Genomic DNA, 22,596 nt, shown 5'->3' on the forward strand with positions numbered 1-22,596 from the left:
GGTCCTCCTTAAAGCGAGTAGTCGAGCGTGTACGACATCGTCGGCTCGCCGAGGGCGCCCGTCGTGGTGCCGCTGCCGGTGATCCCGGCGAGTTCACCCGTTCCGGAGCCCTCGACCACCGTGAACGCCGACCTGATCCCCTGCGTGTCGAACCCGGTGTCGTGCTTGATCACGAAGCTGCCCTTGCGTCCGTCCACGCTGCCCTCGATCCGTTCGAGGCCGGGAGAGGTCGTGTCACCGCCGTCGTAGCCCTCACCCGCGTAGTACAGCAGGTAGTCGAGGACCGACTCGCCTTCGATGAGCCCGCTGTAGGTGAGCGTGGCGTGCGCGTACGCGACTCGCGGCGCGCCCTCCGTGCCGCTGACGACGGATTCTTCCCAGTTCTTCATGGCGAACGTGTTCATGGGTTCACCCTGTCAGCCATACCTGTCAGGATGTGTCAGGTTTTAGGGGATACTGGATTCATGCGCGCGAGCAGACTCCTGTCGGTCCTCCTCCTGCTGCAGAACCGCGGCCGGATGACGGCCGAGGAGCTGGCGACCGAGCTGGAGGTGTCGGTCCGCACGGTCTACCGCGACGTCGAGGCGCTGTCCGCGGCCGGCGTGCCGGTGTACGCCGATCGCGGGCGCACCGGCGGCTATCAGCTGGTCGACGGCTATCGCACGCGGCTGACCGGGCTGACCGAGGAGGAGGCGCAATCGCTTTCGCTGGCGGGGCTGCCCGGCGCGGCCACCGAACTCGGGCTCGGCGCGGTCCTCGCCGCCGCGCAGCTCAAACTGCACGCGGCCATGCCGTCGGAGCTGCGTGCCGGGGCGGGCAAGATCTCCGAACGGTTCCACCTCGACGTCCCCGGCTGGCATCGCGGGATCGAAAGCCTGCCGCGACTGTCCGAACTGGCCGACGCGGTCTGGCACGGGCGGCGCGTCAAGGTCCGGTACGAACGCTGGGGGCAACGGAAGGTCGACCGCGTACTCGATCCGCTGGGCCTGATCCTCAAGGCGGGGAACTGGTATCTCGCGGCGCGGTGCGACGGGACCGACCGGACGTACCGCATCTCCCGGATCGAAGAACTCGAAGACCTCGGCGAGACCTTCGAGCGGCCTTCCGACTTCGACCTCGCACGTTACTGGCACGAATGGTCGGAGCAGTTCGAAAAGCGGATGTACTCGCGGACGGCGGTGGTGCGGCTGAACGAGTTCGCCCGCATACTGCTGCCGTTCTACCTCGGGGCGGTCGGGGCCCGGGCGTTGCGGGAAACCACCGCGAAACCGGACGAAGACGGCTGGCTGACGATGGAACTGCCCGTGGAACCGGGAGAATCGGCCGTCGGCGAACTGCTGCGGTTCGGCGGGAACCTCGAAGTGCTCGAACCGCCGGAGCTGCGCGAGCGGCTGGCGGAGGAGATCGGGAAGATGGGCGCGGTTTATGGCTGACCTGGACGGCATCACGATCGGGATCACCGCGGAGCGGCGGGCCGACGATTTCATCGGCGCGCTGACCCGGCAGGGCGCGACGGTGCTGCACGCGCCCACCATCCGGATCGTCCCGCTGCCCGACGACACCGAACTGCGGGCGGCGACGGACGCCGTGCTGGCCGGGCCGGTCGGGTTCACCGCCGTCACCACCGGCGCCGGATTCCGCGGCTGGCTTTCGGCGGCCGAAGGCTGGGGGCTGCACGAACCGTTGTTGGACCGGCTGGCGGCGTCACGGATCTTCGCGCGCGGGCCGAAGGCGGTGGGCGCGGTGCGAGGTTTCGGCCTCCGGGAGGAGTTTTCCGCGCCCGAGGAGAGCAACGCCGAACTGTTCGAAGGATTGCGGGACGCCGGGGTCCGCGGCGAACGGGTCGCGGTCCAGCTGCACGGCACCCTGCTGCCCGAACTCACCGCGTCGTTGCGGGACGCGGGCGCGGACGTCGTCCAGGCGCAGCCGTATCGCTGGCTTTCGCCCGTGGACGTCGCACCTGTGCACGAACTCGTCGAAAGCGTGATCGCCGGACGCGTGCACGCTTTGGCGTTCACTTCCGCTCCCGCGGCGGCGAACCTGCTCACGCTGGCGGGCCCGCGTCGTGAAGAACTTCTCGCCGCACTGCGAGGTCCGGTGCTGTGCGCGTGCGTCGGACCGGTGACCGCGGCGCCGTTGGAAGCCGCCGGGGTGCCGACCGTCCAGCCTGAACGTCAGCGGCTCGGCGCGTTGGTCAAACTTCTCGTCGCGGAACTGCGCATTCGGCCGTCTTGACGCGGGAAGACCGCTTTGCCAGGCTCGACACATCGGACGCGGGGAGGGCGGCGGATGTCCGAGTCTCAATCGGTCACCTTCGTGCGCGCGATGTTGCGAAAGGGTTCTTCGGTACTGGGCGCCAGCCCCGCCGACGAAGCACCCGACCCGGATTCGGTGCCGGACTGGCGCTATCGCGAGGACTCCGCGGACACGCTGCTGATGCGCGCGATCCGGTACTCCGCACTGGGCCCGATCTTCTACCGCGTGGCCGCGTTTCCCAAGGTGTACATCGGTTTCCTGGTCGCGAACGGCTCGGCGGGGATCGTTCCGGTGCTGAGCACGACGATCCTCGGGATGCTGCTCAACGTCTTCGCGGTCTGGTGGGTGGTGCGTGGCCGCGGGATCCGGGCGAAGACGTCCGGACGGCTGATGTACGCGGATCTCGCCGTGGGCGTGGTGCTGACGACGATCGTGGCCACCGCGGCGCCGACCGAGATCCAGCCGTTCGCCATCGACGTCGCGTGGACGTGGATGGTCGGGACGGTGGCGTTGTGGACGCTGTCGTTCGGGCTGCCCGCGGCTTGTCTGCTGCTGATCGCGGCCGTGCCGTTCCGGGCCTTCCTGACTTGGGCCGGCGGTCTCCCGCTCGACCATCCGCTCGCGATGAGCCGGTCGGTGGGGTGCATGGTCGCGCTCGTCGTGGCGATGGTGACCACGGCCGGGATCCTGATCCTGCTCGGTGTCGGCACCCGGTTCGCGCTGGGCATCGGGATGCGGCGGGGGCAGCGCGCCGAACGTCTGCGGACGCAGCGGGTGATGCACGATTCCGTGCTGCAGACATTGGAAGCGATGGGACTCGAAGCGCCGGACGACGATTCCGCCGCTTCGGAACGGCTCGCGGAGATGCGCGCGACGGCGCGGGCGCAGGCGGCCGAACTCCGGCGTGAACTGACCGGCCCCGACGCGCCCTCGGCCCGGGGTCTCGCGGCGGATCTCGCCGAGGTCGCCACCGAGATGGCGCGCGACGGCCTTCGCACCCAGCTCGTCGCCGCCGAGACCGAAGAGGACTACCGCCTCTCACACGCGCGCCGGACCGCCATCCGCGACGCCGTCCGCGAAGCGCTTCGAAACACCGTGAAGCACGCCGGGACGAAACAGGTCGTGCTTCGCGTCGAGGAGTGCGAAGGCGGCGTCGCGGTCATCGCGCGGGATCAAGGGACCGGCTTCAGCATGCTGGACCGGCCGCCGGGCTTCGGGATCAGCCAGTCGATCATGGCGCGGCTGGCGGAGGTCGGCGGGCGGGGGACGATCGATTCGCATCCGGGGCGGGGGACCCGGGTGACGCTTTGGGTGCCGCACTGACGTCGGTGGTAGCAAGGGACCTTTGCTATCGCTTGCTTAGCATTGCTACGTAAGTGGTAGCAAAGGTCCCTTGCTCCCTTCCTGCAGGTCAGGCGCCTACTGGGGCGGGTGCTGATGTCTCAAAGGGGCCCTTCGGGACGTCCAACGTCCCAAAGGTGGCCTTCAGGACATGCCACCGGCGGCCTGCATGTCATGAAAGGGCCGTTCAGGACATAAAACGTCCTGAACGGCCCTTTCATGACACATCGCGAGAAGCCCTCAGTCCTCCTCGGTCGCCGGAGCCACCCCGGCCTCCGCCTGCCGCATCGCCTCACGCCCGGCGGCCTCTTCGCTGACCCCCTGCCGCCAGTACCCCGTGAAGCAGATCGCCCGCTTGTCGATCCCGCGCTCCCGCACGAGGTGCCGCCGCACCAGCTTCACCATGTTCGCCTCGCCGGAAATCCACGCGTAGGCCGTCCCGCCCGGCAGTTCCGCCTTCCGCACGGCCTCCAGGACCGCCGAGCCGACGTCGCCGGAACCGCGCACCACCCAGTGCAGCTCCACGGTGCCTTGGGTTTCGAAGACCTGCCGGTCTTCGCGATCACCGATCTCGATGTAGACCAGCGCTCGCGTCCCGGCCGGCAGCGCCTCGACGATCGCGCCGATCGCCGGGATCGCGGTCTCGTCGCCGATCAGCAGCTGCCAGTTCGTCTCCGAAGGCACGTCGTAGAGCCCGTGCGGTCCGAGGAAAGCGACCCTGTCACCCTCCGAAGCGCGCGAAGCCCACGCGGAGGCGGGGCCTTCGTCGCCGTGCAGCACGAAGTCGATGTCGACCTCCTGCACGGACGGCCGCAGCGCGCGCACGGTGTACGTGCGCATCGGCGGGCGGACGTCGTCGGGCATCGCGAGGTAGGTCCGGTACCAGGACAGTACTTCGTCGCCGGTCAGCGGCGCGGGCAGCACGGGTTCCGCCTGGCCGGGCTGCGGGAAGAACACCTTCAGGTACTGGTCGGGCGCCTGGTCCACCAGCGACGCCCCCGAGAAGGTCACCCTGCTCATATGCGGGGTGAGCCGCCTGACGCCGGTCACCTTCGCCTCGATGTAGCTCATTAGGCGAGGCTAACCTAAAAGAGTGCGCCGGGACCAGCGTCGTCGCCGGGATCACGTTGCCAGCGGTATTTCCGCAGGTCGACGCGCTGTCCGTCGGGTATGACGCCTTCCGCGCGCAGTCGTTGCAGCTGTTCGTCGACCAGATGCGGAGCCGGCGTCCCGTCGGCCCGCAGAATGCGGTGCCAAGGCAGGTCCTGGCCGTCCTCGCCGAGGATCCGGCCGACCAGCCGCGGTGACGGCGCCCCCGAAACCGACGCTATATCCCCATAAGTCGCGACCGAGCCGGCGGGCACGCTCGCGATGACCTCGCGCACCCGCTCGTGCAGTTCGTCATCCATGGGACCACTTTGCCGTGCCGCTGCGAGGTTGTGTCGGCGGGGCGTGGTTCCATCGTGGGCGTGAACGGGCGGCGAACAGCGGCAGGAACCGACGCGCGGCTGGTCCGCACGCCGGTCACCGGCACGCCGTCCTTCCAGTGGGATCACGGCGCCCGCCGCCTGCTGGCCGCACCGGACGGCTTCCGCAGGGTCCTCGGCGGCCCCGGCACGGGTAAGACGGCCTTGCTGGCGTCGGCGGCGTCGAGGCGTATCGCGGAGGGCGCGAATCCGGAGAGCGTGCTCATCCTGACCACCTCCCGCAAGGCGGCCGAGGCCCTGCGCGCCGACATCACCCATCGGCTCACCACCGATCCGGAAGAGGATCCGCTGCCGCGCACGATCCGCGAGCCGCTCGTGCGCACGGTGCATTCGTACGCGTACGCGCTGTTGCGGATGGAGGCGCAAGCCGACGAGCTCCCCCCGCCCCGCCTGCTGGCCGGGGCGGAGCAGGACGTCGTCGTCCGCGATCTGCTCGCCGGTGACATCGAGGAAGGCGCGCTCGACTGGCCGGAGCAGCTGCGCCCCGCGCTGGGTGTGCCCGGTTTCGCCGAGGAGTTGCGAGACCTCCTGCTCCGCGCCGCCGAACGCGGGCTCGGCCCGGAGGATCTGGTCGAACTCGGCAGGCGGCGCGGCCGCGAAGAGTGGATCGCGGCCGGGCGCTTCTGGAGCCAGTACGAAGAGGTCACCCTGCTGCAGGGCGCGGGCGGCAACGCGCTCGGCGTGGCGAGCGCGCCCGCGCTGGACGCGGCGGAGCTCGTCACTTCCGCCCTGCTCGCCTTGGAGGACGACCCGGACCTGCGTGAACGCGAGCAGCGGCGCGTCCGGCACCTGTTCGTCGACGACGCGCAGCATCTCGACCCGCTGCAGACCCAGCTCGTCCGGCTCATCGGGCACGCGGCCGACGAGTTCGTCGTCGCGGGTGACCCCGATCAGTCCGTGTTCTCCTTCCGTGGCGCGGATCCCCGCCTGTTCGCCGACGCGGACGAGGACGGCGAGCGCACGGTCCTGCTCACCACGGCGCATCGGCTCGCGCCCGTCATCCGCACGGCCGTCACGAAACTCGGTTCCGTGCTGCCCGGCGCGTCGCCGCAGCGCAAACTCGTCGACGCGCCGGACGCCGAGGGCGGTGCCGTCCGTGTCCGCCTGATGCCGACCCCGGCCGCCGAGGCGAGCTGGATCGCCGATCAACTGCGCCGCGCACACCTCGTCGACGGCGTTCCGTGGTCGGAGATGGCGGTGCTCGTCCGGTCGCCCGCCCGTACTTTCCTTGTCCTGCAACGTGCTCTGCGCGCGGCCGGGGTGCCGATCGGTTCCGCCACCGAAGAACTGCCGCTCGCGAAACAACCCGCAGTTCGTCCTCTGCTGGCGATGCTGCGGCTCGCGGCGGATCCGGAACTGCTCGACGTCGACCTCGCCGAGATGCTGCTCTCCTCGCCCTTGGGCGGCGCGGATCCGCTCGCCCTGCGGCGACTGCGGCGCGGGTTGCGCAGGCTGGAGCTCGCGGGCGGCGGGCAGCGGTCCAGCGACGAACTGTTGGTCGAAGCCTTGCGCACCAACGATGTTCTCACCGGCCTCGCCGAAGCCGAGTCGATCCCGATGCGCCGGATCGGCGGTCTGCTGCACGCGGCGCATCAGGCCGTGGTGCGCGGGGACGGCGTCGAGCAGGTGCTGTGGGATCTGTGGCAGGCCAGCGGTCTGGAACAGCGTTTGCTGCGGCTGGTCGATCGTGGCGGATCGCTCGGTTCCCAAGCGGATCGCGACCTCGACGCGATCGTCGCGCTCTTCGACGCGGCCGGTCGCTATGTCGACAGATTGCCGAAGGCGAGTGTCGCCTCGTTCGCGGATTACCTGTCCTCGCAGAACATCGCGGGTGACACGCTGGCTCCCGCCGCCATGAAAAGCGAAGGTGTCTCGCTGCTCACCGCGCACGCGTCCGCCGGTCGTGAGTGGACGGTCGTCTCGATCGCCGGTGTCCAGGAAGGCAGCTGGCCGGATCTGCGGTTGCGCGGATCCGTGCTCGGTGTCGAGCGGCTGGTCGACCTCATGTCCGGGGTCGACGACGAAAAGGTGTCCGCCACCGCGCCGATCCTCGCCGAAGAGCGGCGGCTGTTCTACCTCGCCGCGAGCCGCGCGCGGAAGACGTTGCTGGTCAGCGCGGTTGCGGGGGAGGACGAGCAGCCCTCGCGGTTCATCGACGATCTGGAGGAGAACGGCGCGGACGACGGCGGACTCGACTCGCGGATGAAACCGGCGGGACGTTCGCTGGTGCTCGCCGAACTCGTCGGTGAGCTGCGCGAGGTCGTCTGTGCTGATACGAGCGACCCGGAAAGGCGGCGGCGGGCGGCGCGTCAGCTCGCGAAACTGGCCGCGGCCGGGGTGCCGGGCGCGCATCCGAGCACCTGGTACGGCCTGCTGGAACCGTCGACCGGCGAACCCGTGCACGGGCCGGGTGACCTCATCCGCATCTCACCGTCCACTGTGGAGGTTCTGGTCAAATGCCCGTTGCGCTGGCTGATCGAACGCCACGGCGGCAGTGACCCCGCGCAGCTCGCCGCGGTCACCGGAACACTGGTGCACGGGCTCGCGCAGGCGGTCGCCGGCGGCAGCAGCGACGAGCAGATCCGCGCCGCCCTCGACGAGGCATGGGTACGGGTCGACGCCGGGGCGCCGTGGTTCTCGCGCCGCGAGCGGTCACGGGTCGAGCAGATGCTGCGGAACTTCATCTCCTGGCTGGAATCCAGCCGCAAGGAGCTGATCGAAGCCGGGGTCGAGCAGGACATCGAGGTCGAGCTGCCCGTCGGCGATGACGACGTTCGCGTGCTCCTGCGCGGCCGCGTCGACCGGGTGGAGATGGACAAGGACGGCCGTCCGGTCGTCATCGACATCAAGACCGGCAAGGTCCCGATCTCCGCCGCCGACGCCGAACAACATCCCCAGCTGGCCGCGTATCAGCTCGCCGTGCTGCTCGGCGCGGTCGAGGGCGGTTCGAAACCCGGTGGCGCGCGGCTGGTCTACGTCGCGAAGTCCAACAACAAGACCGGATCCACCCAGCGCGAACAGGCGCCGCTGGACGAGGACAGCGGCAAGCAATGGCTCGAACTGGTGCGCTCGGCGGCCGGATCCGCCGCGGGCCCGGAGTACGGCGTCACCGAGAACCCGGACTGCGATCGTTGCCCGGCAAGGGGTTGCTGTCCGTTGCGCCCCGAGGGCAGGCAGGTGACCGGCCCTTGATCTCCGAACTCCAGCGCCGTCAGGTCGAACCGGGCGAGATCGCCCGCGCGCTCGGCCTGCACAGCCCCACCGACGAGCAGGCCGAGGTCATCGCGGCACCCATCGAGCCGTCGCTGGTCGTCGCGGGCGCGGGCGCGGGCAAGACCGAGACGATGGCCGCGCGCGTCGTCTGGCTGGTGGCCAACAGTGTCGTGCCGCCGGAACGCGTGCTCGGCCTGACCTTCACCCGCAAGGCCGCTCGTCAGCTCGGCGAACGCGTCCGCACCCGGCTGCGACGGCTCGTCGGATCGGGGCTGCTCGACAAGATCGACCCGACCGGCGACCTGCGCACGACGGTGACCGCGGGCGAGCCGACGGTGCTCACCTATCACGCGTATGCCGGGCGGCTGCTGTCCGAACACGGCCTGCGGCTGCCCGTCCAGCCCGGCGTCCGGCTGCTTTCGGAGACGTCTTCGTGGCAGTTCGCGCATCGCGTCGTGTCCACTTGGGACAATGACCTCGACACCGATCGTGTGCCCTCCACGGTGACGGCGCAGTTGCTGGCGCTGGCCGGGGAACTCGGCGAGCACCTCGTCGAGACCGAACGGCTGGCGCAGTACACGTCTTGGCTGTGCGAGGTCATCGAGAACGCGCCGAGGGCGAAGGGGCAGCGTGCGTCGCTGCCGCAGAAGCTGGCCGAAGTCATGACGGCGCAACGGTTCCGGCTCGCGCTCCTGCCGCTGGTCGAGGCGTATCACGCGCGGAAGCGAGCGGAAGGCGCACTCGACTTCGCCGACCAGATGTCGCTGGCCGCGCAGCTCGCCAGCAGCTATCCGGCGGTGGTCGCGGGGGAGCGCGAGCGCTACGGCGCCGTCCTGCTCGACGAGTACCAGGACACCGGGCACGCGCAGCGGATCCTGTTGCGTTCGCTGTTCGGCGGGGTCGAACATCCGCCGATGCCGGTGACCGCGGTGGGCGATCCGGCGCAGGCCATCTACGGCTGGCGCGGCGCGAGCGCGGCGAACCTGCCCCGGTTCACCACGGACTTCCCGCGTGACAACGGCGAACGGCTCGTTCCGGCCCTGGATTTCGGGCTGCTGACCAGTTTCCGCAATCCGCCCGAGGTGCTCGAACTCGCGAACGCGATCTCGGAGCCGCTGCGGGAACGCGGTCTCGGGGTCGCACGGCTGCGCGCGCTGGAGGGCGCGGGGGCCGCCGACATCGCCGCCGCGCTGCTGCCGGACATCCGCGCCGAACGCGAGTGGGTGGCCGACGCGGTGGCGAAACGCTGGTTCGAAACCGTGGAGGAGACCGGAAAACCACCGACCGCCGCGGTGCTGGTGCGCCGTCGTGCCGACATGGCGCCGATCGCGGCGGAGTTGCGGGCGCGTGGACTTCCGGTGGAGGTCGTCGGTCTCGGTGGGTTGCTCGACGAACCCGAGGTCGCGGACCTGGTGAGCACGTTGCGGGTGCTCGCCGATCCGCTCGCGGGCAGCGCGGCCGCCCGGTTGCTGACCGGCGCGCGCTGGCGGATCGCGGCGGCCGACCTCGCGGCGTTGTGGCGCCGGGCCGGCGAACTCTCGTCGCCGGTGCCGCCGTCGGGAAAGTCCGATGTGGACGAACCGGTGCTGGTGACCGAGCGGGTCGAGCAGGCGGGGCTCGCCGACGCGATCGACGATCCCGGGACGCCGGAACGCTATTCCCCCGAGGGATACCGGCGTATCCGGAAGATCGGCGCCGAGCTTTCGGCGTTGCGACGACGGCTCGACCAATCGCTGCCCGAACTGGTCGCCGACGTGGAACGCACGATGCTGCTCGACGTCGAGTCGCTGGCCCGTCCCGGCCCCGCCGGACGCGCGCACCTGGACGCTTTCGCCGACGTCGTCACGGATTTCGCCGAGACCTCGCCGACGGCCACTCTTCTGTCCTTTGTGGACTACCTGAACACGGCCGCGCACGCGGAAGACGGGCTCACCCCCGGCGAGGTGGAAGTGGTCCCGGATCGGGTCCAGGTGCTGACGGTGCACTCGGCCAAGGGGCTGGAATGGCGCATCGTCGCCATTCCGCATCTGGTCAAGGAGGTCTTCCCCGGTCGGCGGCGTTCGTCGTCGTGGCTGCGGACGTCGACCTCGCTGCCCGCCGCGCTGCGCGGGGACTCGGAGGATCTGCCGGAGCTGCGGATCCCCGAAGGCGCGGACCGCAAGGAAGTCCAGGAAGCGCTGGAACTGCACGAAGAAGGTTTCGTCGCACGGGAAGCGGATGAAGAGCGGAGGCTTTGCTACGTCGCGCTGACCCGCTCCGAGCACACGATGCTGATCTCCGGCCATTGGTGGAACGAGAGCAGCGCGCGGCCGAAGGGGCCGTCGGAGTTCTTGCTGGAAATCGGCGAGGTGATGCGGGGGAACTCGGTCGGCCGGATCGAGCACTGGGCCGACGAACCCGAGACCGACGGCGAGAACCCGCTGGTCGCCGACTCCCGCCGGTCACGATGGCCGGTCGATCCACTGTGGCCGCGGCGCGAGGGCGTCACGAACGGCGTCGACATGGTGCTCGGGGCGCTGGAAGACGCCGAGCATGCCGAGGAGGAGGAAGAGGACGATCCGGACGGCTGGATCTCCGACACCAAGGTGCTGCTGGAGGAGCGGGCGCGGGCGCGGGACCGGGTGCAGCAGGTCGTCCTGCCGCCGCATCTCTCGGTGAGCCAGCTGGTCGAGCTGTCGGCCGATCCCGCCGCGCTGGCCAAACGGCTGCGGCGGCCGCTTCCCGTGCGCCCCAACACCTACGCGCGGCGGGGGACGGCGTTCCACGGCTGGCTGGAGCAGCGGTTCGGCGGCGAGCAGCTGCTGGAGATCCACGACCTGCCGGGGGCGGCGGACGTCGACGAGGCGCCCGACACCGAGCTGGAGGCGCTGCAGACCGCGTTCGAGAAGAGCGAGTGGGCACATCGGGTGCCGCACGCGGTCGAGGTGCCGTTCTCGGCGGACGTCGTGGGCGTGACGGTGCGCGGGCGGATGGACGCCGTGTTCGCCGACGCCGACGGCGGCTGGACCGTCGTCGACTGGAAGACCGGAGCCGTCCCGGAAGCCGACCGGCTCGAATCGCTGGCCGTGCAGCTGGCGGCGTACCGGCTGGCTTGGGCGGCGTTGAAGAACATCCCCGTGGAGAAGGTGCGGGCGGCGTTCCACTACGTGAAACACGACAAGACCGTCCGCCCGGCGGATCTGCTGGACGCCGAAGGACTACGTCAGCTCCTGCGGAGCGTCCCGACGATCTAGCGTTTAGTCCTCTGAATGCGGGGGTCAGGCGCGGTCGCGGACCTTCAGTGCCCAGGTCACCAACGGGATCTGCAGTGGGACTCGGGCCCAGAAGGCCGCTCGCCAGTGCTTCGGGGCCTTCCGGCGGTCGGCGTCGACGGCCATCTTCACGTTCCCCGGCAGGACCACGACGAACAGCAGCGCGGCCGCGAGCCCGCCGAGCCGTCGCGTCTTCGGATTCGCGACCGCGGCGGCGACACCCAGCTCGGCCACGCCGGATCCGTAGGTCCACGCCCGAGGGGAGCCGGGAAGCTGCTTCGGGATGATGGCGTCGAACGGTTTCGGCTGGACGAAGTGCAGGACACCGGCCGCGCCGAGCAGGCCGGCGAGGAAATGGGCGGGCCGCTGAGACGGTCGAGGATCCGAAGACATGCCTTGAGCTTCGCATACCGAGCTGAACGGAAGGTTCTTCGGCTATCCTCCCGACCGTGAGTGACGCGGACCAGGCCGGAGCCTGTGCATGAGGGTTCTCAAGCGTTTCCCGGTCAGGCTGAGCGACCGCCCGGACCACGAGCTCGTCGGTGTGATCCGGATGCCGGAACTGACGGTCAGCCCGCTGCGGTCGATCCTCAAACGGATCATCGGCGCGATGCTCGCCCTGCTCGCGACCGTGCTGATCGTCTACCTCGACCGGGACGGCTACCGCGACGCGAACGGCGATGGGCTCACGTTCCTCGACAGCCTCTATTACGCGACGGTGTCGCTGTCGACCACGGGTTACGGCGACATCGCGCCCGCGACGCCGTCCGCGCGGCTGGTGAACGTCCTGGTGATCACCCCGCTGCGGGTGCTCTTCCTCATCGTCCTGGTCGGTACCACACTCGAAGTGCTCACCGAGCGCTCCCGCCAGGCTTTCAAGATCCAAAAGTGGAGGACGAAGGTGCGTGACCACACGGTCGTCGTCGGATTCGGCACGAAGGGCCGGTCGGCGGTCAACGCGCTGCTCGGGGACGAGAACGTCGAACCCGACCACATCGTCGTCGTCGACACCGACCAGCAGGCCCTCGAAGCGGCCACGTCACTCGGGCTGGTGACCGTGCACGGCTCGGCCACCCGCGCCGACGTGCTGCGCGTCGCCGGGGTCCAGCGGGCGCGCGCCGTCGTCGTCGCCCCGAACCGGGACGACACCGCCGTGCTGGTCACGCTGACCGCCCGTGAGCTGGCGCCGAAGTCGCATATCGTGGCGTCGGTGCGGGAGGCGGAGAACGTCCACCTGCTGAAGCAGTCGGGCGCGAACCAGGTCGTGGTGTCGAGCGAGACCGCCGGGCGCCTGCTCGGCATGGCGACGTCGACGCCGCTGGTGGTCGACATGGTCGAGGACCTGCTCACCCCCGAGTCCGGTCTCGCGATCGCCGAACGCCCGGTGGAACCGTCCGAAGAGGGCGGGTCGCCGCGGCATCTGCCGGACATCGTGCTGGGTGTCGTCCGCGACGGCGTGCTGTACCGGGTGGACGCCCCGCAGGCGGACGCGATCGAGCCGGGGGACAAGCTGCTCTACATCCGCAAGGTGACCGCGGCGGAGACGATCGAGCGGTAGCAGGGGAGCTTTGCTACCACCTCTCCGGGCTCCTGTGTTTTGCCGCGAGGTTCTGGGAGCATGGCGTTCGTGCGCAAGCGATCGGACCCCGCCAGAGGGCTCACCCCGGGGTGGAACTCCCTGGCCGTGGCGGCCGGGGTCGGCCTGCTGGTGATCTTCCTGGCGTGGCTCGCCGGGCCGGGGCTGTTCGGCATCTCGAACGAGACCAAGGGCGCGACCGTCCAGGCGGAGGTCGTCGAGCCCGCGCCCTGCACGGGCGGCGGCGCCACCGAGAAGGTCAAGTTCGAGTTCGGCGGCAAACCGACCGAGGGCTCGCTCAACGGCTGCGGACACGGCAAGGGCGAGCGCCTCGAGGTCGTCGTCCCGGACGGGGCTTCGGGGGATGGCATCGCGGTGCACGCGGCCGACGCGACGGCCGGAGCGAGCGACGCGCGGCGGCCGCTCGGGCTGGCGCTGCTGGTGTTCAGCTGCTTCGCGGGCGGGATGTACGTCTTCCTGGTGTTGCGGGGGCCTCGGGTTCCGGTGGCGGCCTGATCACCGCGCCGCCGCTGTGGCTGCTGGAGCTGGTGGTGTTGCCGAGCCGTGGGTGGCGATCGAGAAGTCCGTGAAGGCCTCCTTGCCTACCTTGAGGGTAGGGAAGGAGGCCTTCACAGCCTTTCGGCCAACTGGCAACTACATTCAGTAGGCAACTAAGACAGCCTTGCCCTGACCCGAATCGCCACTCACGACCACGGTGACCAGCCGCCGTTGCCTCCTATGGCTACTCGACGTGGTCGAGAGCGCGTGAGGGTTACCGCGGGTGAGGGGTGTGTGGAAATTGGGACGTTCAATGTCCCTATTTCCACACACCCCGTCGTGACCGGACCGGTCATGCGCGGACCGTGTGGATTTCCGGTCATCCAACGCCCCAAAATCCACACGGTCGGCGTCCTGGCGCGACCAGCCGCACCGGGCAAGCCGGAATCGCCCACGGCACCGCATCCGTCGACGAGCGGCGACCCCACCCGAAACGCGTGAAGGCCTCCTTCCCTCGGCTCAGCCGAGGGAAGGAGGCCTTCACGCGCGAAAAGTCAGGAAACGGAGCTCGAAGGAGCCGAGAAGGTGTTGCAGTCGGCGATCCGGTTGTTGCTCGCCCCGGCCCGCCACCACGACGCGTAGTGCGCGTTCGTCCCGTGGTCCTGGCTGCGCGAGGTGTTGTCGCCTCGGGTCTCCTGGTCGTTCCAGGCCTTGTTGTACATGTCCCGGCTGACTGTGCCGCCCTGGTCGACGTGCGCGCCGAGGAACATCCCGGAGAAGCACTGCGCCTGCAGTTCCTTGCGCCGCGACATCTCCAGCCCGGCCGGGCTGTTCTGGCCGGCGTCGTAGATTTTCTGCCAGGCCGCGTCCATCAGCCCGGCGACCTCCTGCACGTGATGTCCGTACTCGTGCGCGAAAAGGGCCAGGTAGACGCCGGGGTTGTTGCCGTACTGGTCGGTCTGCAGACCGCGGAACGGCACGTAGAGGTTGTTCTCGCAGTAGTATGCCGCCGTCGCGATGCCCACCTGGATGGTGCCGCATTCGGTTTCGAAGCTGGCTCCGGTCGGGAAGTGCAGGGCGGGCGGGGTGAACGGCAGGTCGTAGGCGTCGAGGAACGGGCCCCACGCGTTGTCGAGGCATTTGCCCGCCGCGGTGAAGAACGCCTCGGCGGCCTGCTGGCTGCTCTGCCACTGCGGCAGCGTGCAGACCCGGTTCTGCAGGCCGGCGTTCGGGTCCTGGAGGATCGGGTGGTCGCCGAGTTTGAGGATCTTCTGCGGCCCGCTCGACGAAGACGGCGCCTTGGTCGGTGACGACGGGAATGGGTTCGTCGACGACGAGGGCGACGAAGACCCGCTCGGAGGCAGCCCCGCCTGCGAAGGCGTGTTCGGCAGGGTGCTGTAGCCCGCATTCGCTACGTGATCGGAGTCGTCACGATTGAGTGAAACGATCGCGACCAGGCCGAGGACCAGCACGGCGACCGCGCCGAGGCAGATCGCGACGATCGCGCCCACGGACCGGCGCGGCGGCGGAGGCGGGAAGTGGTGCGGCGCGCCGTGCCACTGGGCAGGGGGCTGGCCGTGCACCGGCGGTGGCTGGACGGCGCCGCGTGGCGGCCACTGGCCGTGGGGCGGTTGCGTCATCAAGTCGGTCCCGGTGGTTCTAGGGGCGAACCGGGGGCACCCGGTCCGATGTTCAGCATAACGAGCTAACGGCGTCCCCACCCACAGCTCGGCTGCAGAGGGTATCCAGCGTGAGGCGAGCGGTCACCCATCAGTGTCGTCCCCCCAGCTCTGGCTGGGTGTCGGGCCCTCTGGAAGAGTGTTCGTAAGCAACGTGAACGGGTAAGGGGCTGTCGCATGACGGAGACCGGCGGACCGTCCGGGCCGGAAGGCACCGAGACGCCGAAGCCGCAGGCGGACACACCACAGCCGCAGGCGGACCGACCGGCACAGCCGCAGTCGGACACGCCGACGCCACCGCAGGGGCAAGCGGCGCAGCAGTGGCAGTCACCCTCCGGGGCGACGCCGCCGCCTCCGCTGCCGTCGTACCAGCCCCCGCCGCAACAGCAGTATCCGAACTGGAAGGTCGGCCTCGGCAGGCCCGGCGTCATCCCGCTGCGCCCGCTGAACCTCACCGACATCCTCGACGGCGCGGTCACGGCCATGCGCAAGTACTGGCGGATGGTCTTCGGCGCCGCCGCGGTCACCGCCGTGCTGACCGCGGCCATCAACCTGGTCGGGCTGCTGCTGGTCGACACGACCGGCGACCTCGAGAAGGTCCGCGATCTCGGCCCGGCGGCCACCGATCAGGAACTGATGAACCAGATGGTCGGCATCCTCGGCGGGACGCTGGCGACGTCGTTCATCACCCTCGTCGCCACCCTGCTCGGGACGACCGTCCTGACCGGATTCCTGACCGTCCTGATGGGCAAGGCCGTCCTCGGCAAACCGGTCACGTTCAAAGAGGCCGCGAAGGAGGCGGCGCCCCGGCTGCTGCCGCTGCTCGGGCTGACCGTGCTCTACACGCTGGCGATCCTGGTCGGGGCCATCTTCTGCCTGCTGCCCGCGATCATCCCCTACACCTTCTGGGCGCTGGCCAGCCCGGCGTTCATCCTCGAACGCGGCACCGTGATGGAGGCGTTCCGCCGGTCGGTGAAGCTGGTCTCCGGCATGTTCTGGCGGGTCTTCGGCATCCTGTTGCTGGCGTACGTGATCTCGTCGTTCCTGGCGTCGATCATCACGATCCCGTTCAGCTTCAGCGCCTTCCTGTCGATCTTCGGCAATCTGGACCAGATCTACGTCCCGTCGACCGGTGACCTGATCCTGCAGTCGGTGGGCACGGTGATCGCCCAGACGATCGTCGGGCCGTTCACCGCGCTGGTCACCGTGATCCTCTACATCGACCAGCGGATGCGCCGCGAGGGCATGGACATCGAGCTGGCCCGCGCGGCCGGTATCCAGACGCCGCCCCCGCCGCAGGCATGGTGACGCGCTTCCTCACCGAGGTCCCGGTCGACATCGACCGGGACACCGCCCGGCTGCGCGCCGCCGAGGAGCTCTCGGGACAGGCCTACCAGGCCGCGAAACCGAGCTGGCTGTCCGAGGCGTTCACCTGGGTGGTCGAGAAACTGCTGGGCTTCCTCGAAACGGTCAACGGCGTCGTGCCCGGCGGGATCTTCGCCGTGGTGCTGCTGGCCGTCGTGCTGCTCGTGCTGGTCGTGGTGATCCGGCTGAAGTCCGGCCCCCTGGCGACGTCGGCCAAGAGCGGGCGCGCCGTGTTCGCCGGGCAGCGCAAGGCTTCCGGCGAACATCGCAAAGCGGCCGAGGAAGCCGCGGCGCGGGGCGACTTCGACGACGCCGTGCGTGAGCGGTTCCGTGCCGTGGTGCGGTCCTTGGAGGAGCGGGCGCTGCTCGACGAGAAGTCCGGGCGGACCGCCGACGAGGCCGCCCTCGAAGCCGGACGGCTGCTTCCCGACGTCGCCGGGCCGCTGCGTGCCGGTGCCCGGCTGTTCGACGACGTCCACTATGGGGACATCCCCGCCACGGCGGACGGCTACCGGTCACTGTCCGATTTGGACGAACGCTGCCGTCGTGCCCGGCCGGTCGCCTTGGCGGCCGGATGACCTCGGTTTCGCCCGACGCCCGCCGGATCTGGCGCGGGGTGCGGCTCCCGCTCGCGGTCGTCCTCCTGATCGTGCTGACCGGCACGCTGCTCGTGCTCTTCCAGGGCGAGCAGACCACCGGCGCGCTCGAACCGGGTTCCTACGAGCCCGGTGGCGGCCGCGCGCTGGCGACGTTGCTGGAACGGGAGGGCGTCAAGATCCCGATCGTGCGCACCGCCGCCGAGGCCAAAGGGGTCGCGAGGGACGCGACGGTCCTGATCACCAAGCCCGAGTACGTGCCCAAGAGCGCCTTCGCCGAGATCAGGCAGAACGCCGAGCACGTCGTGCTGGTGCAGCCGAGCCCCGGCACGGTCGAGGAGGTCCTTCCCGGCGTGCGGGTGAGCGGCCAGGCCGAGACCGAGACCCGCGCGCCCGACTGCGAGGCCGCGGATCCGGTCGCGGCGGGGAGCGCGACGATGGGCGGCCTGAAGTATTCGGCCACGCAGTCGAGGGCGCGGGAATGCTACGGCGGTTCGTATCTCGAGGTCCCCGGTCCACAAGGGACGGTGACCGTACTCGGCACCCCCGCCCCGCTGACCAACGAGTGGCTGGCCGACGAGGGCAACGCGGCGCTGGCGATGCGGATGCTCGGCAAGCACGAGCGGCTCGTCTGGTACCTGCCGACGCCCGCCGACCCGTCGCTGGAGACCGAGAAGAAGCCGCTGTCCGAACTGATCCCGGCGGGCTGGTCGTACGCGGCGTTGCAGGCCGGGGTCGCGGTGGTACTGCTGGCGTTGTGGCGCTCGCGGCGGCTGGGGCCGGTGGTGACCGAGCCGATCCCGGTCGTGGTCCGCGCGGCCGAGGCCACCGAAGGCAGGGCGAGGTTGTATCGCAAGGCGAAGGCCGCCGCGCACGCCGGGGAGACCTTGCGTGAGGCGGCCCGCGCGCGGCTCCGGCCGTTGCTGGGGCTCACCCGCGACGCCGAACCGGCCGCGCTGGTGGAATCCGTCGCCGCGCGGACCGGCCGGGCGCCCGCGGAAGTCGGCGCGCTGTTGTACGGGGATCCGCCTGGGGATGACGCCGCGCTGGTGCGGCTGGCGGACGGACTCGATGTCGTGGAACGAGAGGTGGAGCGGTCTTGAGTAGCGAGCAGTCCGGTATGGACGGTGCGGTCGAAGCCCGGGCGGCGCTGATCGCCCTGCGCGCCGAGGTCGGGAAGGCCGTGGTGGGCAACGACGCGGCCGTCACCGGCCTCATCATCGCGTTGCTGTGCCGGGGACACGTGCTGCTCGAAGGCGTTCCCGGGGTGGCGAAGACATTGCTGGTGCGGGCGTTGGCGGCCGCGCTGGACCTGGAGACGACCCGGGTTCAGTTCACGCCGGACCTCATGCCGGGCGACATCACCGGATCGATCGTCTACGACGCGCACAGCGGCGAGTTCTCCTTCCGCGAGGGCCCGGTGTTCACGAACCTGTTGCTGGCCGACGAGATCAACCGCACGCCGCCGAAAACGCAGTCTTCGCTGCTGGAGGCGATGGAAGAGCGTCAGGTCTCCAGCGACGGCAAGACGCGGCCGCTGCCCGACCCGTTCATCGTCATCGCGACGCAGAACCCGGTCGAATACGAAGGCACGTACCCGCTGCCCGAGGCGCAGCTGGACCGGTTCCTGCTGAAGCTGACCATGCCGATGCCGTCCCGCGAGGACGAATTCGGCATCCTTTCCCGGCACGCACAGGGTTTCGACCCGCGTGACCTCGGTGCGGCCGGGGTCACGCCGGTCGCCGGGATCGCCCAGCTCGACGCCGCGCGGCGCGCCGTCGCCGGGGTCACCGTGCGGCCCGAGGTGCTCGCCTACATCGTCGACGTCTGCCGGGCGACGCGGTCGATGCCGTCCGTGCGGCTCGGCGTCTCCCCGCGTGGCGCCACCGCGCTGCTGGTGGCGACGCGGGCGTGGGCGTGGCTCGCGGGCCGTGACTACGCCACCCCGGACGACGTCAAAGCGTTGGCACGCCCGGCTTTGCGGCACCGTCTCGACCTGCGGCCCGAGGCCGAACTCGAGGGCGCGACCGCCGACGGCGTGCTGGACCGCGTCCTCGCGTCCGTGCCCGTTCCGCGCTGATGGCCGTCACCGGGCGGCTCGGGCTGCTGGCGCTCCTCGCGGCGCCGGTGGTCGGTTTCCTGCTGCCCTCGTGGGCCGGGATCGGGCTGGCCGCGGCGGTGCTGCTGCTGGTGGTGGTGCTGGATCTCCTGCTCGCCGGGAGTGTGCGACGGCTTCAGTTCGCGCGGTCCGGTGCGACGTCCGTGCGGCTCGGGGAGGAATGCGAGGTCACGCTGACCGTGGCCAATCCCGGCGGCCGCCCGGTGCGCGCGTGGCTCCGCGACGCCTGGCCGCCCAGCGCCGGCGCGGACGACCGGCACCGCCTCACCCTGCCCGCGGGCGAACGCCGTGTCGTGACCACACGACTTCTGCCGACCCGGCGCGGCGACCGGACGGCGGTCCGGGTCACCGTCCGGTCGACCGGGCCGCTGGGGCTCGCCGCCCGGCAGGGTTCGCACGACGTGCCGTGGACCGTGCGGGTGCTGCCGCCGTTCCACAGCCGCAAGCATCTGCCGTCGCGGCTGGCGCGGCTGCAGCAGCTCGACGGCCGCAACGCGGTGCTGATCCGGGGCCAGGGCACGGAATTCGACTCGTTGCGCGAGTACGTGATCGGCGACGACGTCCGGTCGATCGACTGGCGGGCTTCGGCGCGCGCGTCCGATGTCATGGTGCGGACCTGGCGCCCCGAACGCGACCGGCACGTGGTGCTGGTGCTCGACACCGGCCGCGTTTCGGCGGGCCGGGTCGGGGACGCGCCGCGGCTCGACGCGGCGATGGACGCGGCCCTGCTGCTGGCCGTGCTCGCCGCCCGGGCGGGTGACCGCGTCGATCTGCTGGCGTATGACCGGCAGGTCCACGCGGCGGTCCAGGGATCGACGGATCTGTTGCCCGCCTTGGTGAACGCGATGGCGCCGCTCGAACCGTCGCTGGTCGAGACCGACGCGCGGGGCATGGTCGCGGAGGTACTGCGGCGGACCCGGCGGCGCGCGCTCGTCGTCCTCCTGACCGGGCTGGACGCGGCGCCGCTGGAAGAAGGCCTGTTCCCGGTGCTGTCGAAGCTGACCTCACGGCACCAGCTGATGATCGCTTCGGTCGCGGACCCGCGGGTCGCCGAGATGGCGGCGGGCCGTGGCGACGCGGAAGCCGTCTACGACGCGGCGGCGGCCGAGCGGGTGCTGGCCGAACGCCGCCAGGTCACCGCGCGGCTGGCGCGGCACGGGGTCGAGGTCGTCGACGCCGTGCCCGAGGATCTGCCGCCGCGGCTGGCGGACCGGTATCTCGCGCTGAAGGCGGCCGGACGGCTTTGACGCCGAACCCGATGGAGTGGTGCCGGTTGGCGGGCGGGGTCGCGGGCGGTTAGCTCGGAAGGAGATCCGGACCGACGCGATTGGGGCCAGGTTTGCGCAAGCTCGTGCTGTTCTTCGCGGTACTTCCGGCGGTGCTGCTCGTGTCACCCGCTTCCGCACAACCCGCCGGGAAGCCCGTCTACCTCGCCGACGGGGGCGGAACCGTCTCCTTGGCCGCGGCCGACGGCAAGCTCTCGCTCGCGGACGCGAAGGACGCCAACGCGCAGTGGGTGTACGACAAGGCGGCGTTGTCGTACAAGCATGTCGCGAGTGGACAGTGCCTGGCGGCGATCAGCCCGGTCGACGGGGTCGGCGTCAAACTCGTGGCGTGCGACGGCAAAGACCGTCTCCAGCAGTGGCGCCGCAACGCCGGGCTGCCGGGGCTGGTGCTGCTGGCGAACGTGGCGACCGCGCGCTGCCTGACCGCGGAGGCGCCGGCCGTCGGATCGCGTCTGTACCAGGAGGTCTGTTCCCTGCCCGGGCTGTCCAACACCTGGGCGGCGGGGGTGCGGACACTCGCGATCCTGTCGGGGAACGGGCAGCGGTTGTCCACGAAGACGCCCGGCCAGCCGTTCGTGGTGCGCGTGATCGGTGAGAACGGCCAGCCCGCGGCGGACGTGCCGGTGAACTTCTTCGTCCGCGCGGCACGGCCGAAGAACGTCCTGGTCTTCGAAGGCGGCGCCGAGACGGCGACGGCCAAGACCGGCGCCGACGGTTCGGCTTCGAGCCCGAAGATCGTGCTGACCGAACCGGGCGAGTTCGAGATCCGGTTCACCGGCAGCGCGAGCCTGGAGGACGGGAACAGCATCACCTTCGAGGGCAGCTGCACCTGTTGAGCTTCGGCCGGGTGGGACTAGGCCACCAGCGCGAAACTCGAGTAGTACTCGCCCGACGGATCCCGCGAACCGCTCCGGTCCGGGCTGACCTCGGCGCCGACCCAGCCCTGGAACGCGCCCGCGTCGTCGAGCACCTGCAGCAGCGGGCGGACGTGACTGTTGCCGAGGTAGCAACCGTTGTAGGACAGGCATTCGCACCAGAACTCGTAGCTGTTGCGCCGTCCGCCGAAAGCGTCGCTCAGGTAGTAGAACCGCCTGTCACCGGTGTCGATGATCTTCTTCGCGCAGGCCTCGTATCCGGCGCCGGGGAGGCAACAGGAGGACGGGTCGCATCCGGAGTCGTACTGCACGTACCCGAGGCAGGAGCCGTCGTCGCATTTGTTCCACCCCGGGCCGACGCCGAGCGCGCCGCTGCCGCCGCGGGTCCAGTTCGTGATCGCGCGGCGGTTCACGCCCTGCCCTTCGAGCAGGTACGACCGCTGGGTCGCGCGGACCGAACTCATCGGGGCCTTGCTGGTCTGCGCGAGGGAGGCGTTGCTGCCGTAGGCGATGCCGCTGGTGATCGAGTAGTTGTCGCTCACCAGTTGCAGACGTCCGAGACCGGGCCGCGTCTCCGAAACCGCCCACGTCTCCGTGAGGTTCACGGCGGTGGTGGTGCCGTCGACGGTGCTGCTGGTCCAGGTGATGGCCACCTGACCGGAGTTCTCGGTGTAGGTGCCGGTGAAGTGGCCGTTCGGAGCGCCGGTGAAACCGGGCGCGGTCTTGATCGGGCAGTTGTTGCGGGGATTGGTACCCGGCGCCCAGTCACCGCAGTAGTAGACGTCGCCGCTGTCGACCGGGACGGGGAAGCCCGCCTGGCTCCAGGTCCAGAAGTTGTGCGCGACGGTGTTGTCGGCCGGGTTGAACACGAGATAGCCGAGGCGGACGTAATTGCGGTCGGCGTCGGTCCGGAATCCGCCGACGCTCACCACCCAGTTCTGCTTGCCCGACGGCGCGGACGCGGTCCGGGCCTGGGACGCGCCGACGAGGAGCGTCGAGGCGAGTACGGACAGGACGACGATCGCGAAGGCGCGTAACCGTTTTCTCCCCATGA

At 70.2% G+C, this 22,596-nt stretch carries 19 protein-coding genes; 13 read left to right on the forward strand and 6 right to left on the reverse strand.

Annotated elements, in window-relative coordinates:
- Positions 1 to 8: 8 nt before the first annotated feature.
- Positions 9 to 404 carry a DUF3224 domain-containing protein gene (locus AB8M46_RS17600; protein ID WP_037332056.1) on the reverse strand — a complete coding sequence of 132 codons (396 nt, stop codon included), beginning with the start codon at positions 402 to 404 and terminating at the stop codon, positions 9 to 11.
- Positions 405 to 464: 60 nt separating this feature from the next.
- Here AB8M46_RS17600 and AB8M46_RS17605 point away from each other — a divergent pair, with 60 nt between their 5' ends.
- From AB8M46_RS17605 to AB8M46_RS17615, 3 genes are read left to right on the forward strand one after another with little or no spacing between them, the layout of a single operon-like run.
- Positions 465 to 1,433 (forward strand): YafY family protein, encoded by a 969-nt coding sequence (locus tag AB8M46_RS17605; RefSeq protein ID WP_037332054.1) that lies wholly within the window; start codon positions 465 to 467, stop codon positions 1,431 to 1,433.
- Positions 1,426 to 2,235 carry a uroporphyrinogen-III synthase gene (locus tag AB8M46_RS17610; protein ID WP_350596354.1) on the forward strand — a complete coding sequence of 270 codons (810 nt, stop codon included), beginning with the start codon at positions 1,426 to 1,428 and terminating at the stop codon, positions 2,233 to 2,235. Before AB8M46_RS17605 ends, AB8M46_RS17610 begins: the two co-directional genes overlap by 8 nt.
- Before the next feature lie 54 nt (positions 2,236 to 2,289).
- Complete coding sequence (locus AB8M46_RS17615) at positions 2,290 to 3,579, forward strand: sensor histidine kinase (protein ID WP_394360769.1); 1,290 nt, start codon at positions 2,290 to 2,292, stop codon at positions 3,577 to 3,579.
- A gap of 258 nt (positions 3,580 to 3,837) precedes the next feature.
- Here the strand turns inward: AB8M46_RS17615 and AB8M46_RS17620 are convergent, their stop codons facing one another.
- Together AB8M46_RS17620 and AB8M46_RS17625 are read right to left on the reverse strand one after the other, a co-directional pair.
- Positions 3,838 to 4,668 (reverse strand): siderophore-interacting protein, encoded by an 831-nt coding sequence (locus AB8M46_RS17620; protein WP_394360770.1) that lies wholly within the window; start codon positions 4,666 to 4,668, stop codon positions 3,838 to 3,840.
- 14 nt (positions 4,669 to 4,682) lie between these two features.
- The gene (locus tag AB8M46_RS17625; RefSeq protein WP_037332048.1) at positions 4,683 to 5,006 is read right to left on the reverse strand and encodes an MGMT family protein; all 324 of its coding nucleotides are present in this window, start codon (positions 5,004 to 5,006) and stop codon (positions 4,683 to 4,685) included.
- A gap of 54 nt (positions 5,007 to 5,060) precedes the next feature.
- On the opposite strand from AB8M46_RS17625, the gene AB8M46_RS17630 reads away from it, so the two are divergent.
- Both AB8M46_RS17630 and AB8M46_RS17635 read left to right on the forward strand, forming a co-directional pair.
- Entirely contained in the window at positions 5,061 to 8,276 is a 3,216-nt protein-coding gene (locus AB8M46_RS17630; protein ID WP_394360771.1) for an ATP-dependent helicase, read from the forward strand.
- Positions 8,273 to 11,530, forward strand: coding sequence for an ATP-dependent helicase (locus AB8M46_RS17635; RefSeq protein WP_394360772.1), 3,258 nt, complete (start codon positions 8,273 to 8,275; stop codon positions 11,528 to 11,530). The genes AB8M46_RS17630 and AB8M46_RS17635 overlap by 4 nt, the downstream gene beginning before the upstream one ends.
- 24 nt (positions 11,531 to 11,554) lie before the next feature.
- Here the strand turns inward: AB8M46_RS17635 and AB8M46_RS17640 are convergent, their stop codons facing one another.
- A complete protein-coding gene (locus AB8M46_RS17640) occupies positions 11,555 to 11,941 on the reverse strand; it encodes a hypothetical protein (protein WP_350580965.1) in 387 nt (128 codons plus the stop codon).
- An 88-nt stretch (positions 11,942 to 12,029) separates the two neighbouring features.
- Between AB8M46_RS17640 and AB8M46_RS17645 the strand changes: the two genes are divergently transcribed.
- Both AB8M46_RS17645 and AB8M46_RS17650 read left to right on the forward strand, forming a co-directional pair.
- A complete protein-coding gene (locus AB8M46_RS17645; protein WP_037332041.1) occupies positions 12,030 to 13,106 on the forward strand; it encodes a TrkA family potassium uptake protein in 1,077 nt (358 codons plus the stop codon).
- Between the two features lie 126 nt (positions 13,107 to 13,232).
- Entirely contained in the window at positions 13,233 to 13,640 is a 408-nt protein-coding gene (locus AB8M46_RS17650; RefSeq protein ID WP_152610854.1) for a hypothetical protein, read from the forward strand.
- Positions 13,641 to 14,176: 536 nt separating this feature from the next.
- Here AB8M46_RS17650 and AB8M46_RS17655 read toward each other — a convergent pair.
- The gene (locus AB8M46_RS17655) at positions 14,177 to 15,262 is read right to left on the reverse strand and encodes a neutral zinc metallopeptidase (protein ID WP_394360773.1); all 1,086 of its coding nucleotides are present in this window, start codon (positions 15,260 to 15,262) and stop codon (positions 14,177 to 14,179) included.
- Positions 15,263 to 15,478: 216 nt separating this feature from the next.
- Between AB8M46_RS17655 and AB8M46_RS17660 the strand changes: the two genes are divergently transcribed.
- The 6 genes from AB8M46_RS17660 to AB8M46_RS17685 all read left to right on the forward strand — a co-directional run bounded on the left by AB8M46_RS17660 (position 15,479) and on the right by AB8M46_RS17685 (position 21,503).
- Positions 15,479 to 16,609: a hypothetical protein gene (locus tag AB8M46_RS17660; protein WP_378429108.1), complete on the forward strand. Its 1,131-nt coding sequence runs from the start codon at positions 15,479 to 15,481 to the stop codon at positions 16,607 to 16,609.
- Positions 16,603 to 17,244 (forward strand): DUF4129 domain-containing protein, encoded by a 642-nt coding sequence (locus tag AB8M46_RS17665; protein ID WP_125732631.1) that lies wholly within the window; start codon positions 16,603 to 16,605, stop codon positions 17,242 to 17,244. The genes AB8M46_RS17660 and AB8M46_RS17665 overlap by 7 nt, the downstream gene beginning before the upstream one ends.
- Positions 17,241 to 18,365 (forward strand): DUF4350 domain-containing protein, encoded by a 1,125-nt coding sequence (locus AB8M46_RS17670; protein WP_378429109.1) that lies wholly within the window; start codon positions 17,241 to 17,243, stop codon positions 18,363 to 18,365. The genes AB8M46_RS17665 and AB8M46_RS17670 overlap by 4 nt, the downstream gene beginning before the upstream one ends.
- Before the next feature lie 17 nt (positions 18,366 to 18,382).
- Positions 18,383 to 19,342, forward strand: coding sequence for an AAA family ATPase (locus AB8M46_RS17675; protein WP_394360905.1), 960 nt, complete (start codon positions 18,383 to 18,385; stop codon positions 19,340 to 19,342).
- A complete protein-coding gene (locus tag AB8M46_RS17680) occupies positions 19,342 to 20,628 on the forward strand; it encodes a DUF58 domain-containing protein (protein WP_394360774.1) in 1,287 nt (428 codons plus the stop codon). Before AB8M46_RS17675 ends, AB8M46_RS17680 begins: the two co-directional genes overlap by 1 nt.
- Positions 20,629 to 20,720: 92 nt before the next feature.
- Entirely contained in the window at positions 20,721 to 21,503 is a 783-nt protein-coding gene (locus AB8M46_RS17685; protein ID WP_394360775.1) for a hypothetical protein, read from the forward strand.
- A 17-nt stretch (positions 21,504 to 21,520) separates the two neighbouring features.
- On the opposite strand, the gene AB8M46_RS17690 is transcribed toward AB8M46_RS17685, so the two are convergent.
- The gene (locus tag AB8M46_RS17690) at positions 21,521 to 22,594 is read right to left on the reverse strand and encodes a hypothetical protein (protein ID WP_394360776.1); all 1,074 of its coding nucleotides are present in this window, start codon (positions 22,592 to 22,594) and stop codon (positions 21,521 to 21,523) included.
- Positions 22,595 to 22,596 lie beyond the last annotated feature (2 nt).

Origin of the sequence: Amycolatopsis sp. SB7-3 (genome assembly GCF_041021335.1) — a bacterium.
Taxonomy (GTDB): domain Bacteria; phylum Actinomycetota; class Actinomycetes; order Mycobacteriales; family Pseudonocardiaceae; genus Amycolatopsis; species Amycolatopsis japonica.